Source organism: Leptolyngbya sp. UWPOB_LEPTO1 (assembly GCF_017302695.1).
In the GTDB taxonomy this organism is placed as follows: domain Bacteria; phylum Cyanobacteriota; class Cyanobacteriia; order Leptolyngbyales; family Leptolyngbyaceae; genus Leptolyngbya; species Leptolyngbya boryana.
The window spans coordinates 66,655-81,624 of sequence record NZ_JAFLCJ010000021.1 but is presented as its reverse complement, the minus strand read 5'-3'; the positions used below and the strand labels follow the sequence as shown (position 1 = coordinate 81,624).

General features: G+C 46.7%; 13 protein-coding genes. 12 read left to right on the top strand and 1 reads right to left on the bottom strand.

The features are described 5' to 3' along the window. Positions 1-13: 13 nt before the first annotated feature. Positions 14-157, top strand: coding sequence for a hypothetical protein (locus J0L70_RS25195; RefSeq protein ID WP_172410460.1), 144 nt, complete (start codon positions 14-16; stop codon positions 155-157). Positions 158-281: 124 nt separating this feature from the next. Further along, a complete protein-coding gene (locus J0L70_RS25190) occupies positions 282-1,862 on the top strand; it encodes a hypothetical protein (RefSeq protein WP_287456341.1) in 1,581 nt (526 codons plus the stop codon). Between the two features lie 68 nt (positions 1,863-1,930). Here J0L70_RS25190 and J0L70_RS25185 read toward each other — a convergent pair whose 3' ends face one another. After that, positions 1,931-2,323 carry a hypothetical protein gene (locus tag J0L70_RS25185; RefSeq protein WP_017288511.1) on the bottom strand — a complete coding sequence of 131 codons (393 nt, stop codon included), beginning with the start codon at positions 2,321-2,323 and terminating at the stop codon, positions 1,931-1,933. A gap of 122 nt (positions 2,324-2,445) precedes the next feature. Between J0L70_RS25185 and rppA the strand changes: the two genes are divergently transcribed. The 10 genes from rppA (at position 2,446) to J0L70_RS25135 (ending at position 14,874) form a co-directional block, all read left to right on the top strand. Continuing rightward, on the top strand, positions 2,446-3,120 hold the full coding sequence (gene rppA / locus J0L70_RS25180) for a two-component system response regulator RppA (protein WP_017288512.1): 675 nt from the start codon (positions 2,446-2,448) through the stop codon (positions 3,118-3,120). A 15-nt stretch (positions 3,121-3,135) separates the two neighbouring features. Beyond that, on the top strand, positions 3,136-4,452 hold the full coding sequence (locus J0L70_RS25175) for a sensor histidine kinase (protein WP_287456340.1): 1,317 nt from the start codon (positions 3,136-3,138) through the stop codon (positions 4,450-4,452). Between the two features lie 312 nt (positions 4,453-4,764). Continuing rightward, positions 4,765-5,154: a hypothetical protein gene (locus J0L70_RS25170; protein ID WP_190647907.1), complete on the top strand. Its 390-nt coding sequence runs from the start codon at positions 4,765-4,767 to the stop codon at positions 5,152-5,154. Between the two features lie 73 nt (positions 5,155-5,227). Then, positions 5,228-6,586: an APC family permease gene (locus tag J0L70_RS25165; protein ID WP_287456339.1), complete on the top strand. Its 1,359-nt coding sequence runs from the start codon at positions 5,228-5,230 to the stop codon at positions 6,584-6,586. 21 nt (positions 6,587-6,607) lie between these two features. Further along, positions 6,608-7,240 (top strand): SAM-dependent methyltransferase, encoded by a 633-nt coding sequence (locus J0L70_RS25160; RefSeq protein WP_017288516.1) that lies wholly within the window; start codon positions 6,608-6,610, stop codon positions 7,238-7,240. Positions 7,241-7,315: 75 nt separating this feature from the next. Continuing rightward, positions 7,316-7,924 carry a fasciclin domain-containing protein gene (locus J0L70_RS25155; RefSeq protein WP_017288517.1) on the top strand — a complete coding sequence of 203 codons (609 nt, stop codon included), beginning with the start codon at positions 7,316-7,318 and terminating at the stop codon, positions 7,922-7,924. A gap of 38 nt (positions 7,925-7,962) precedes the next feature. Beyond that, on the top strand, positions 7,963-8,772 hold the full coding sequence (locus J0L70_RS25150; RefSeq protein ID WP_268242940.1) for a glucose 1-dehydrogenase: 810 nt from the start codon (positions 7,963-7,965) through the stop codon (positions 8,770-8,772). 19 nt (positions 8,773-8,791) lie between these two features. Continuing rightward, positions 8,792-11,512 (top strand): MGH1-like glycoside hydrolase domain-containing protein, encoded by a 2,721-nt coding sequence (locus J0L70_RS25145; RefSeq protein WP_287456338.1) that lies wholly within the window; start codon positions 8,792-8,794, stop codon positions 11,510-11,512. Next, a complete protein-coding gene (locus J0L70_RS25140) occupies positions 11,509-12,873 on the top strand; it encodes a glycoside hydrolase 100 family protein (RefSeq protein WP_287456337.1) in 1,365 nt (454 codons plus the stop codon). The genes J0L70_RS25145 and J0L70_RS25140 overlap by 4 nt, the downstream gene beginning before the upstream one ends. 105 nt (positions 12,874-12,978) lie before the next feature. Further along, positions 12,979-14,874 (top strand): cation:proton antiporter, encoded by a 1,896-nt coding sequence (locus J0L70_RS25135; RefSeq protein ID WP_287456336.1) that lies wholly within the window; start codon positions 12,979-12,981, stop codon positions 14,872-14,874. Positions 14,875-14,970: the final 96 nt, after the last annotated feature.

Below are 14,970 nucleotides of genomic sequence, written 5' to 3'. Positions count from 1 at the left end.
AGAAACAAAGATCATGCGTTACAGTATCATGCTTCAACTGGTCGGTTTTTTGACGCTTGTTCTACTCGGTACGGCTGCTTTTTTCGCTTGGATTCAGAACCGTCCGACAACTGATCAAAATCGCACTGCACTGAAAAACCTAGAACTGCGTGCTTGACCAACATAGTACTCCGGGTTGAATGCCTGTCAATCGCGCCGATCGACTTGATAGCAAGACTTTGCCGTTTGACTACTCTCCTGTTTAGCTACTCTACTCAAGTTCAAGTACTTATCAAATCACAATGGCTAGATTTAGCTTTAATTCGGTACTATTGAACATGTTCATCGTACTGATTTTTATCTTGTCATTTCGGGCATTTGCTGGTTTTCTAGCACCTGATTTTGACGCGGATCAAGCTGTCCATGTGATGATGGCATATGATCTACAACTTCCCGAAGATCTCTACTATTGGGGGCAAAGTCGATTAGGCAGTTTGCTCCCGATCGTTAGTCATTGGCTGCTGAAGATTTCGCCTCTCTCTCCGCTTGAAGTCGTTTCTTATGTTCAATATGGGTTTCTCGCTATTAGTTTTTTCTGTTTCATTCGTTTGTTCAGAAAGCCGATTACAAAAGTTGTTTTTGCGCTGATTTGTTTTTTACCTCCTCAGCCTTTTCTAAAGTTGGTTGAAGTTGCTCATCCGTATGCGCCGCAATTTGCTTTACTCGGAATTGCACTTGTCTCTGCGGATCAACTCATCACGTCCCCAGAATCGAACACGATTAAAAAAAATGTTTTGAGTTTCGTGGCTCTTGTGAGTCTGATTCTGAGTGTCTGGGTGTCTGATCTTTCATTAGTGCCTAAAGGGCTGGCAGCAATTTTAGTGGTGTTAACGTTTCTACAACGGTATCGCAAGTCAAACAAGCAAAACAGATTTGTCGGAGAGACGCTCGCCCATCAATCTCAAGATGCAACCTTAAAACTACTCCGGACAAGTTCAATCGTCATTTGCACCTTTGTGACATTGCTGTTAGGCAGTGCATTTCTGGTTTATGCAAAATCGACTGCTTCACAACAAGATGAGAATTATGGAATTCTTGCAATTAATGGATTAGATGTTATTGCTGATATTGTTCGATCGATATTGGTTGCGGTAAGTCATACATTCCTTTTCCAAGTCGGCAATCCTTTCTTGAGTCTCTATGCGATCGCAGTTCTTGGGCTGGTCTTTGTTCTTGCTTATTATTGGTTCCAAGCCCGTCATACTCCAGTGTTTACCAACCGGACTTACTGGATTCCTTTTTTTCTGGGAAGCGCGATCGGAAGTTTCTTTTTAATTTTGCTGTCGCGTTGGACGTTGATTCAATCTACGCCTCCTCGCTACTTTATTGGAGTTTACATTTTTCTCTGGCTATCAGCATTAATCGTTTTCGATAATCTTCGCTCTCCAGAACTCATCCGCAAAAATGCTTTGCGCCGAGTCACGACCTTGTTAGTTCTAACAGCGCTGCTTGGAAGTTTGAGTTTACCTGAATATGTGTTTGCGCTTGAGAAACCACAATCTCGCTTTTCCATGCTTCAACCCATTGCGACACTAGGGCAAGCTGGCTTTATCGGAGAGTATTGGGCATCTTATCTCATGTGCATTGTGGCTCCGGAGCAAACAAGCTGCACACCTCATGACCAAAGTTTTTTTCGGTGCGGGCGTTGTGTTCAAGCAGTACTTGCCTCGCCTATAATCTATCTCGTTGAGCGCGACTGGCTAGAGTCGTTTCCTGAAGAAATTGAGCAATTTGGTCAACGCTTAGAGAAACAGGGAAAAGTTAAAAAAATTGCTGGATATTGGATGGCTCCCTACCGCAACATGACTGTATCAAAGAATTGAACAAATCAGTCTTATGGACAATCGCTGAAAGTATTGTTATGCGCCAAAAACATACACAAGACGCTGCATTAATTGACGATTCGATAGCGCACGAGCTTTCTGACCTCTTGAATCGGTATCCCAATTTCCTCTGCGATCATAGATTCAATTTGTCTCGATTCAGTCATCGGGAACTCGTATTCTAATTTTTTCAGATTAGAATCAGTCGTTTTAATCGAGACTGCGGTTGCTTTACGACGCTGATCAATCTCGGCATGAATCACCAAAATTGTGACAGATAGCTTCATTTCCAACTGCGTATCGGCTTGAAGCTGAGTTGGACTCGTATAAGAGCTGTACAACACTTGAGACGCGATCGCACTTCCCGTCAGCCAGAACAGAATGCCAGCCAGTGCCAGCACCAGCCAAAATTCTGCGCCGATCGATTTAACCTGCCGAATGACTCGCCGGAGCCGTTTCATAACCACCTTCTCTAGACCGTGAGCTAGCGTAATCTCTGGAGATAGATTTGAAATCTTGCCAGAGCAGGAAGTTTGTCAGCCTGGAACTCTCTAATTTGAAAGAGTCGTATTTTTATTCAGCAATGCGAATTCTGCTCGTTGAAGATGATCCTGAACAACTCGAACCCCTCCATACCGCACTATCAGAGGTTGGGCATATTGTTGATGCGGTGCAGAACGGCGAAATCGCGCAGTGGATTTTGTCGCAGCGTCACTATGATCTGCTCATTCTGGATTGGATGCTGCCCGAGGTGAGTGGAATTGATCTCTGTCTGGGCTACCGCAGTGCGGGAAAAACTTCACCTGTGCTCATCCTCACGGCAAAAGACACGACGAGCGATAAAATTACTGGCTTAGATGCGGGAGCCGATGATTATCTCGTTAAGCCTGTTGATGTGTTTGAATTGCTAGCACGAGTTCGGGCATTGGGCAGACGCTCTCCACTGTGGCAAGGGGAAACGCTTCAAATCGAAGACCTCATGCTTAACTTAACCACGCTCTCCATAGAACGTCACGATCGCGCTATTCAACTTTCAACCCGAGAATTTCAACTGCTAGAATATCTCATGCGTCATCCGCGTCAAGTTCTGAGTCGAGATCAGTTAGAGCACGCGTTATGGGAGTGGGGTGATGAACCAGAGAGTAACGCAATCACTGCCCTTGTGCGGCGACTCCGGCAACGTTTAGAATCCCTTGAAGTTGCAGACTGGATTGAAACCGTTTATGGCATGGGCTATCGTCTGAGTCCGAAAGTATAGGAGGTTGAGCCGTTTATGTTCACGCGCAGCCGTCGGAATCTTTCTCGTTGGTTTATGCTTTCAATGGGAAGTATTCTGATGGTCTTTGCGGTTACTCGCTATTATCTGACTGCGATCGAGCGCTTGAAGTATCTCGATCAACTGCTGTATAAGAAGGCTCAGGTCGTTGCCGCGACAGTACAGTACAAGCAGCGAGACGGACACCGCCAAATTGACTTCAGAAATGTTCCGTTTCTAGGAGAGTCGCCGTTGCCCCCTGGAAGTGATGCCGTGTATGCACGATGGTATGACCCACAAGGACGATTACAGCAGTTTTTTGGAATTGCTTCGCCGCCTGCAATGTTAGAAGATGTTCCAGAGTTACACACGCTGACGATTGATGCGGGACTCTTGAGCGGTGCCGATGGCGTTGTGCAAAGCGCTGATCAACTGATGTTAGTACGGCAGATTACGCTGCCTGTGCAATATCGAGGGCAAATGCTAGGCTACTTGCAAGTTGCAGTTCCCCTTGCCCCCTTACAAAGAGAATTACAGCAAGATTTACTGATATCTTTGATCTCGATTCAAATTGCCCTGATTGTGATTGTGGTGACAGCATGGGCATTAAGCGGCGTGGCAATGCAACCAATTCAGGAGTCGTATGATCACTTGCAGAAATTTACAGCAGATGCGTCTCACGAACTCCGAACCCCGCTTGCCGCAATTTTAAGTAACGCTCAAGTTGGATTGCTCGCTCCAATGGAAAAGGGAGAAAGCAAGCATCAACGCCTCGAAAAAATTGCTGCGACTGCGAAATCAATGACGGTTTTAATTAGCAATCTGCTCTTTTTGGCAAGGCGTTCTGGTCGGATTACTGATGAAGCCCTACACCCGACAGATTTGGGTCGCGTCCTACAAGAACTGATCAAAGAATCGACGATTCGGACGGTTGCTCAGTGGGTTCAGTTGAGTCTAGACTTACCCGAACGCGCTGTCACGATTCATGCAGATCCAGAACTCCTGAAGCAAGCGATCGCGAATCTGATCACGAATGCCTGTAAGTATACGCCTGCGGATGGAACAGTGAATCTCAGGCTGTTTGTTCAATCTCGTCAAGCGATCGTACAAGTAGAAGACACGGGCATTGGAATTCCAGATGAGCACCTGCCGCATATTTTTGAGCGATTTTATCGGGTCGATCAGGATCGCTCTAGAGACCGAGGAGGAACAGGGTTAGGGCTTGCGATCGCCCAACAAATTATTACAGCACATGGCGGAACGATTACCGCTCGAAGTTCAGTTGGACAGGGTTCAGTATTCCAAATTGTGCTTCCGCTCCAGTCCTCTATCTAATTTATAACTTTCATCTTCTCTAACTTGATATCTATCTAAAGGCAGTCGATTTTCTAGCAAAGTCCTTTGACTACTATGGCTTCAATGTACAAATAGTATTTCCTTCAACTACTCCTTTAGAGATATCTCAGAGACATTGTTAGAAATTATGATCAATTTATTAAGTTTGTCACTTTTGCGTCACTTTTAGTATCGACGCTAAGAATAAGAAATCAATCGCTTGCAGTTCAAGCAGTTCTATCCTCTAATCGTTCGTTTTACGGACTTGTGAGGTTTATAAATCAGGCATAAGCTGCATTGGAGAAGACAATCATGAAACGAATTGGGTTACTGATGTCCATCACAGCTTTGATCGGCACAGCATCTCCGACTATTGCACAAACATCACCTGCAAATCGCTCTCCATCCTCTCAGGATGCCAGCGTTCAGGTCAATCGTAGTGTGCCTCTGGTCATGGTGCATGGACGTATTAATCAAGTCCGTGAAACTCAGTTTAGCCTCGATTCTAATCTTGGTTTGTTGACTGTGAACAAGCGAGAGATGATTGACCTACGACCGAATGAGCCTGTGACGGTCGTCGTTGTCCCAGATGCACAGGCGAGTGTATTCGATGCCTATTCGATTACTCGTGCAGATGGGACAAATATTACCTTTAATTCAACTGGAACGGTAATTCAGAGAATTGCAGACCAGTTCAACTAAACCAGTTCAACTAAACCCTGTTCAAATCAATGAACTTAAGACGCGATTACTTTTTGGGAACTACGAGGTACTTGTGACTAAACTGGACACACCTTATTCCTTAAATTCATCTGCTCGTCATGCAGATTTAAAGTCACCTACCCTGACGCTCTCAGATGCGATCGCCATTATTGTTGGTATTGTGATTGGAGCAGGCATCTTTGAGACTCCTGCGCTCGTTGCTGCAAATAGCGGTAACGGTTTTATTGTCTTACTGACTTGGGTAATTGGGGGGGCTGTCTCCTTTGTTGGAGCGTTGTGCTATGCCGAACTAGCTACAACCTATCCGCACGTTGGAGGAAACTATGAGTACCTGAAACGGGCATTTGGTCAGAATGTCGCATTTCTGTTTGCTTGGGCACGCATGACTGTCATTCAAACCGGATCAATTGCTTTACTTGCCTTTATCTTTGGTGACTATGCGTCTCAACTCTTTAGTTTAGGATCAGGGTCATCTTCAATTTATGCTGTCGGTGCGATCGCACTTCTCACCAGCTTTAATATCATTGGCATTCGACAAGGGAAACGGATTCAGAATGGGCTGACTGTGATCACGATTCTAGGATTAGTAACGATTACTATTTTAGGATTATTGCTGGGTCGCCCCTCACCTCAGTTAGCAGCACCGATCGTTGCTTCGAGTAACTGGGGATCAGCAATGCTGTTTGTCCTATTGTCCTATGGGGGTTGGAATGAAGCCGCTTATATCTCTGCGGAAATTCAAAGACCTCAGCGGAATATTGTGCGATCGCTGCTCTGGAGCATTGGCATTATCACTGCTTTGTACGTGTTGATTAATGCGGCATTTTTGCGCGGATTGGGTGTGTCGGGAATGGCACAATCTCAAGCGATCGCAGCCGATTTGATGCGACAAATCTTGGGGGAGCCAGGAGCCGTTTTGATCAGTGCGCTGATTGCAATGACTGCGTTAGGCTCGTTGAATGCTTCAATTTTTACGGGAGCGAGAACGAACTATGCTTTTGGGCAAGATGTCGCTTTGTTCAACTTTCTAGGACGCTGGCGGTCTCAGGCAGGAACTCCCATGACCGGATTTCTAGTCCAGGGTGCGATCGCGCTGCTGCTTGTCTTCATGGGAACCTTCACTCGCAATGGATTTGAAGCGATGGTCGATTACACTGCTCCGGTGTTTTGGTTCTTCTTTCTCCTGAGTGGGATTTCCTTAGTTCTGCTCAGAATGAAAGATCCGCATCGTCTTCGGCCGTTTCGCGTGCCATTCTACCCAGTGACACCCCTGTTATTTTGTGCCGTCTGTAGCTATCTACTGTACTCCAGCCTCGTTTATACAGGCTTAGGTGCGAGCGTTGGCATCATTGTTGTGGCTCTGGGTATTCCGTTTTTGTATTGGTCTCGGATTCAACATCGTCGTTCATAAAACAACTTAGGAGTTAGAACTATGCAATTCAAACGTTTGTTTGCTGGATTGGTCATTGGGCTGAGTGTTGTGGGAGTGGGTGTAGGATGCACTCAACAGCGCGATTTTCAAGCCGATGCTCAAACGAATCCTGCTACGACTCAACCACCCCAATCACCAGCTCCAGCCCGCTCTCCAGATGTTCCTTATGTCCCGACTCCTCAAGCTGTGGTCGATCGGATGCTACAAATCGCAAATGTGAACAGCAACGATGTGGTGTATGACTTGGGAAGTGGAGATGGTCGGATTCCGATTACTGCCGTTCGGCAATTTAATGTAAAACGAGCGATCGGAGTCGATATCAATCCTCAACGGGTACAAGAAGCCAACCAAAATGCTCAACAAGCAAACGTCACCGATCGCGTAGAGTTTCGAGAGCAAGATTTATTCGAGACAGATTTTCGAGAAGCGACCGTTGTCACCCTTTACTTACTTCCTGAAGTCAATTTACGGTTACGCCCGAAATTGCTCAGTGAACTCAAACCTGGTACTCGCATTGTTTCTCACGCTTTTGACATGGGCGATTGGAAACCGGAACGTGTTGAAAATGTCGATGGGCGAGTGATCTATTACTGGACAGTTCCAGAAAATGTTCCCGCCAATCTTAAACAATAAACTCAATCAATCAATCACTGCACTCACTCACTCAGTTTAATCACTACTCTCACCTCAATTTTTTGGAGACATATCATGAGACAACAACTGAAAAAAACAATTGCTGCAACTGCTTTAGGTGCGATTCTGATGCCGATCGTTGCTGCTTGTGGGGGACAACCCACCGCAGAAGCACCCACGCAACCTGCTCCCGAAGCGACGACTGCTCCGGTTGCTCCGGCTCCGGGTACTCAAGGTTCCCCGGCTCCAGGCACACAAGCAAACGCTGGCAATGTAACGGATCTGATTGGTAGCAACCCTTCGCTCAGCACACTTTCTTCTGTAATCAATGAAGCAGATTTGAGCAATACATTAGGAGAAGGTGGACCTTACACCGTATTTGCACCCTCGGATCAAGCATTTGCAGCTCTCCCTGCTGAAACTCGTGAGCGTCTGCTTCGAGAGGAGAATCGACAGTTACTTCGCCAAATCCTGACTTACCACGTGGTTCCGGGCAGCTTAACCGCGAATCAATTGCAGCCAGGTCAAGTTCAAACGCAAGCCGGGAACTCAGTCAACGTGCAAGTGGATGGACAGCAGGTTCGGGTGAATGAAGCGCGAGTTATCCAACCGGATTTACAAGCATCAAACGGCGTGGTGCATATTGTCGATCGCATTATCTTACCGCCCAATGTCAATCTGTAACGTGAATCTGTAACGGATGCGTGAGAGGGAAACTTGTGATGAAAGGATTAGCTGGAAAGAATGCGCTCATTACAGGAGCAAGTTCCGGGATTGGACAAGCGATTGCAATTCGTCTCGCTCAAGAAGGCTGCAACATTGCGATTAACTATCGCAAGACGGTTGAGGAAGCTGAAACGACCGAGGAGATTGCACTGCAAAAAGCTTGTGGTCAAGTGAATGATTGTGGAGTCAAATCGCTTTTGATTCAAGGGGATGTGTCCAAAGAGGAAGACATTCTCAACATGATCAACACGACCATTGATCAATTTGGCAGTTTGGATATTTTGATCAACAATGCCGGGGTGCAAACGGAGTCTCCCTCTCACGAAATCGAGATCGACGAGTTCGATCGCATTCTATCGATTAACTTGCGGGGTGCATTTTTATGTGCGCGAGAAGCGATTAAGCATTTCATTGCTCGCAACCAACCTGGCACGATTATCAATATCTCTAGCGTTCATGAAGTCATTCCTCGACCGTCGTATTTAACTTACTCGATGAGTAAAGGCGGCATGGGAAACCTGACGAAAACCTTAGCGCTGGAATATGCCGATCGCGGAATTCGAGTCAATGCGATCGCGCCTGGGGCAACGATTACTCCAATCAATGAAGCTTGGACAGAGGATTCAGAGCAAAAAGCGATCGTGGAAAGCCACATTCCAATGGGTCGTGCCGGAACCTCTGAGGAAATGGCTGCTGCGGTTGCTTTTCTTGCGTCTGAGGAAGCAGCTTACATCACAGGGCAAACCCTGTTTATTGATGGTGGACTTACGCTCTATGCCGATTTTCGCGAATCATGGTCTGCTTAGATGAGAAGGAGATAAGAAGATGACCGCAGAAGAACAACGGTTACAAGCAGACCGAGAGCGCACAGCGTATTGGCGCAGATGGGGTCCCTACTTAAGTGAGCGTCAGTGGGGAACCGTGCGTGAGGACTATAGTTCAGATGGGTCTGCTTGGAATCATTTTTCCCATGACCAAGCGCGATCGCGAGCTTATCGATGGGGCGAAGATGGCATTGCTGGCATTTCCGATAACCATCAGCGATTGTGCTTTGCGATCGCGCTTTGGAACGAAGCAGATCCGATTCTGAAGGAACGCTTGTTCGGACTCAGCGGTCCTGAAGGCAATCATGGCGAGGATGTCAAAGAATGCTACTTCTACCTTGACAATACGCCGAGTCATGCTTACATGAAGTATCTCTATAAGTATCCTCACCTTGCTTTTCCTTACGATCAACTCGTGCAGGAGAATCAACAGCGGGGCTATCATCACCCAGAATTTGAGCTACTAGATACGGGAGTCTTTAACGAGAACCGTTACTTTGATGTCTATGTCGAGTACGCCAAAGCAACCGATGAAGACATTCTGATCCAAGTCACTGTAAGCAATCGTGGCGCAGAGCCGAAAACGCTCCATCTCCTTCCAACGCTTTGGTTTCGCAACACTTGGTCATGGGAGCCAAATTCTCAAAAGCCCTGCTTAGCACAACGTGAAAAAGAGCGCTCCACTCATATCGTAGAAGCAACGCACCCGACCCTCGGAAATCGCTGGCTCTATTGTCAAACGGCTGATGCTCTACTGTTTACAGAAAATGAAACTAATTACGATCGACTCTTCGGGCTTCAAAATTCGTCGCCCTATGTTAAAGACGGAATTCATGACTACATTGTGCAGGATCAAACTGAAGCGGTCAATCCAGAGCAAATCGGCACAAAAGTTGCAGCCCATTACAAACTGACGCTAGAAGCTCAACAAACCAAAACGATTCAGCTACGCCTAACCAACAATTCCAACCTCGTCGATCCCTTTAACACAGAATTTGCCGATATCTTTGCTCAACGCCAACAAGAAGCAGATGAATTCTATCAGCGGATTACACCGGAGCATTTCTCAGCCGATGCGCGAAACATTCAGCGTCAAGCCTTTGCAGGACTACTCTGGACAAAGCAATACTATCATTACGTCGTCGAAGATTGGCTCCAAGGTGATGCAGCACAACCGCAACCTGATCGCCATGCTGCTCGAAATCGGGATTGGATTCATCTGTTTAACGATGACATTCTTTCAATGCCGGATAAGTGGGAGTTTCCGTGGTTTGCGGCTTGGGATTTAGCTTTTCACTGCGTTCCTTTAGCTATGATTGATCCTGATTTTGCTAAGCGACAACTCGATCGCTTAACGCGAGAATGGTATATGCACCCTAACGGGCAAATTCCCGCGTATGAATGGCATTTCAGTGATGTTAATCCACCCGTTCATGCTTGGGGAACTTGGCGCGTTTACCAAATTGAGAAAGCCCTCTACGGTCGCGCTGATACTTCTTTTCTTGAACGAGTCTTCCAGAAACTCTTGCTCAACTTTACCTGGTGGGTAAATCAGAAAGACCACAACGGAAACAACGTCTTTCAAGGTGGCTTTTTGGGTTTAGATAATATTGGGATCTTCGATCGCAGTTCCGAACTTCCCACTGGAGGCTATCTTGAACAAGCAGACGGGACAAGCTGGATGGGCATGTATTGTTTGAATATGCTCGCGATCGCATTAGAGTTATCGAAAACGAATCCCGCTTACGAAGACATTGCCAGTAAGTTCTTTGAGCATTTTCTCTACATTGCGGACGCGATGAATCAGATCGGGGAAAGCAGTGTTGCACTCTGGGACGAAGAAGACCAGTTTTACTATGATGTATTGCATCTGCCCAACAATGACTGGCATCGCTTGAAGGTGCGATCGATGGTAGGATTAGTTCCCCTATTTGCCGTTGAGATCTTAGAACCCTCGATGTTAGAGCAGTTCCATAGCTTCAAGAAACGGTTTAACTGGTTCATCGAAAATCGTCCGCATCTGCAAAGTAATATTGCAGCACTCGAAACAGAGGGAGAACAAGCACGACGGTTGCTCGCGATCGTCAGTCCAATTCAACGACTTAAGCCCATTCTGCAACGCCTTTTGGATGAAACAGAGTTCTTAAGTTCCTATGGAATCCGCTCTGTGTCAAAGTACCATGCGGATCATCCCTACACGTTTCATGTCGATGGGCAAGTCCATCAAGTCGGCTATGAGCCTGCGGAATCGACCAGCGGAATGTTCGGCGGAAATTCTAACTGGCGCGGCCCAATTTGGTTCCCGATGAATTTCTTACTGATTGAATCCTTGCAGAAATTCCACCACTATCTAGGAGATGACTTCAAAGTTGAGTGTCCAACGGGTTCAGGGCAATGGATGACACTCGCAGAAGTTTCAGCAGAACTATCCCGGTGTTTGATTCTCATTTTCTCGCCCGATGAACATCATCATCGCCCCGTTCACCATCACAACGAACAATTCCGCACTCCGCACTGGCGCGATTTACTGCTGTTTTATGAGTATTTCAATGGCGACACTGGCGCAGGACTTGGAGCTAATCATCAAACGGGATGGACAGGGCTAGTTGCAACCTTGATTCATCTCTGTGCAGATACAGATTGTTCGACCCCGGTCAATCTTCAGGCTAATCAAGCCATTTCTCCGTCCAAATTAGAACTGATTGCGCCAACCCTCCAATGAACATTCAACAATCCACCGATCGCCACTTCGAGGAGGCGATGGAACTTCTCAACTCGTCGATTCTGTACTACCGAGGTCAGCCCATCGGCACGATCGCGGCACAAGATCCCACAGTCGATGCTCTGAACTACGATCAATGTTTTATTCGCGATTTTGTTCCCTCTGCCTTGGTTTTCCTGATGCAAGGTCGAACCGATATTGTTCGGAACTTCTTAATTGAAACCCTGAACTTGCAAAGCCGACCGAAAGAAATGGACTGCTTTGAGGCAGAAACGGGATTGATGCCTGCAAGTTTCAAAGTCGTTCAAGCAGATGGAAAAGAATGGTTAGAGGCGGATTTTGGAGAAGCAGCGATCGCGCGAGTGCCGCCAGCCGATTCTTGTCTCTGGTGGCTGATTTTACTTCGAGCTTACGTTCAAGCAACCGGAGATGTCGCACTCGCACATCAGCCCGAATTTCAAACGGGAATCAAGCTCATTCTTGATCTTTGTTTGGCGCATCGGTTCTCGCTCTATCCTACGCTGCTGGTTCCGGATGGGGCTTTTATGATCGATCGACGCATGGGTGTGTACGGTCATCCCCTAGAGATTCAGGTACTTTTCTATGCAGGGTTGCGAGTTGCACAAGAGTTTCTGCTGCCAGAAGAAGAACGCTATCTCAAGGCAGTAACACAGCGTCTCAGCGCATTGCATTATCATGTCTGGGAATACTACTGGATTGATCTCAACCGCCTCAATCAAATCTATCGGTTTGAGGTAGATGAATATGGTGAGAACATTGCGAATAAGTTTAATATCTATCCAGCATCGATTCCCGCTTGGTTAACAGATTGGTTGCCTGAAACAGGAGGCTACTTAGCTGGAAATTTGGGACCTGGACGGCTGGATTTTCGCTTTTTTGCATTGGGAAATCTGTTAGCGATCGTCTTCTCACTCGCAGATGAATCTGAATCTCAAAGCATTATGAATTTGTTTGAGCAGCGTTGGCAGGATTTAATTGGCTATATGCCCGTGAAGCTTTGCTACCCTGCGATCGAGGGAGAAGAATGGCGAACGCTAACAGGGTGTGACCCGAAAAATTCGCCTTGGTCGTATCACAATGGGGGGAATTGGGCAGTGCTACTTTGGGCATTTGCGATCGCGGCTCAAAAAACAGGTCGAGTCGAGTTAGCAGAACGTGCAATTAACATTGCCGAGGAGCGTTTAGTGCAAGACAGCTATCCAGAATACTATGACGGTCGCTCTGGATACTTGATTGGAAGAGAAGCTCGATTATCGCAAACATGGAGCATTGCAGGCTTGCTGGCTGCTAAAGAATTCATCGCGCATCCTGATCATTTATCTCTGATCAGTCTCGAATGACCGTTTAAAGCATCGCGTTATCTACTGTCAATTCAATGCGGGTTTTCTGTGATCCATGACGAGAAATGCCAGAATTAGGCAATCTGTTTTGCTTTGATAAATGGAATGGAAGACTCTTTAACGATCACAGTTTTGATGAGTACCACCGTTGGTATTGGCATTGGTGCTCAGGTCATTGCTCGATATTTGCAGATTCCTAGTATTGTCTTCCTCCTGCTATTGGGTTTGGCTCTAGGATCGAGTGGACTCCGTTGGATCGACCCGTCTCTTTTAGGCAGTGGGTTGGAAGTCATTGTCTCTCTGTCGATCGCGATTATTTTATTTGAGGGAGGTTTGAGCTTACAGATTCGTGATCTGAGAAGCGTTTCGATCAGCCTTCGCAATCTGATTACGATCGGGGTCGCCATTACACTGGTTGGCGGTGCCATTGCAGCTCATACCTGGCTCGATTTTCCCTGGTCGATCGCCTTCCTCTATGCGTCTTTAGTCGTCGTCACAGGTCCAACGGTCGTGACTCCACTCTTAAAGCTTGTGGGAGTAGAGCGACGAGTCGCAACGCTATTAGAAGGAGAAGGAATTCTAATTGATCCGATCGGTGCAATTCTTGCGGTGATCACGCTCAATATTGTGTTGAGTGGCAAGGCAGTTCCGCTCGTTTTAAGTAACACAGCAATCCCACTTCTCATCTTGAAAGGATTGCTCCTGCGCTTAGGAATCGGAGTCGCGATCGGATTGATTGCTGGGAGTTTGCTGAGCTTGCTTCTCAAACAGTCTAAGATTCTTCCGCAAGAACTCAAGAATCTGATTGTATTAGCAGTAGTGTGGGGATCGTTTAGCCTAGCGCAAGCGTTACGCAGTGAGTCGGGGTTGCTGGCTGTTGTGATCATTGGCATCGTTCTACGCGCCGCTGCTACACCTGATGAGCGGTTGTTGCGGCAATTTAATGAGCAGCTTGGAATTTTGACAAACTCAGTGCTATTTATTCTGCTTGCTGCTGATTTATCGATCGAGCAGCTTTTCGATTTAGGGCAAGAAGGGGTAATCGTAGTTTTGGCATTAATGCTGATTGTTCGTCCTATCAATGTTCTAATCTCGACTTGGAATCGCGGCTTTAGCTGGCAACAGCAGTTCTTTTTGTCCTGGGTTGCGCCGCGTGGCATCGTAGCAGCATCAATGGCATCGTTATTTGCCATTTCTCTGAACAATCAAGGGATGAGTGGGGGTGATGCGCTTAAAGCATTGGTGTTTCTCACGATTCTGATCACCGTTTTTGTGCAAGGAGTGACAGCAGCCTGGATTGCACGATGGCTTGGCTTACATACGAATCAAGTCAGAACAGTGATTGTAGGCGGGGATTCATTCGCCCGATTGTTGTCACGATTATTGCAGCAAAAGGGAGAAGCAGCGATGCTGATCGACTTTGATGTAAACACAACCAATTTAGAGCCGATTGATGAAAATCCTGCGTTGAGCGATCGCTTAAATTTAGAAGAACTAGAAGCAGAAGGCATCTCTTCATTTAGCTCGTTTCTCGCTTTAAGTTCTAGCCCGGAAGTCAACGGTATTTTAGCTCAACGGGCTGCGGAACTGTTTCGTCCTGATCTGATTGCAATTTTGTCTCCATCACCGCTAGGGGATGGAAACAGCCTGAGTGCAATCACGCCAGGGATTCAGGCTGCATTTGCTCCCCAGATTCCTCTCGATCAGTGGAATCAATGGCTCGACCAGGATGAAGCGCAGGTTGTCGAAATTGTTTTACGATCGCCGACGCTTGCAGCACAGCAAGCAGAGCTACAAACCTTAATCGCCTCGAATAACCTCATGCCCCTGATCGTTGAGCGAAACCAGGAGGTGCGAATTGTTATTTCAAATGAAGAATGGCATGCGGGAGATCGTATTACCTGCTTACTGCACAAATCCGCAGACGCAATGATTTCGCTTGAGAAATCGCCGTTTGTCAAGGTTGCCCTGAACACCAGCGAATGGGCAGATTGTCGCTAAGACTAACTGACCAACTTAAGCGCTAAATTGATGAGATCGAACAACTGACGAATTCAATAGAGAAGCTCGTCAATCCTCAAAAGCAACAGTCAATCT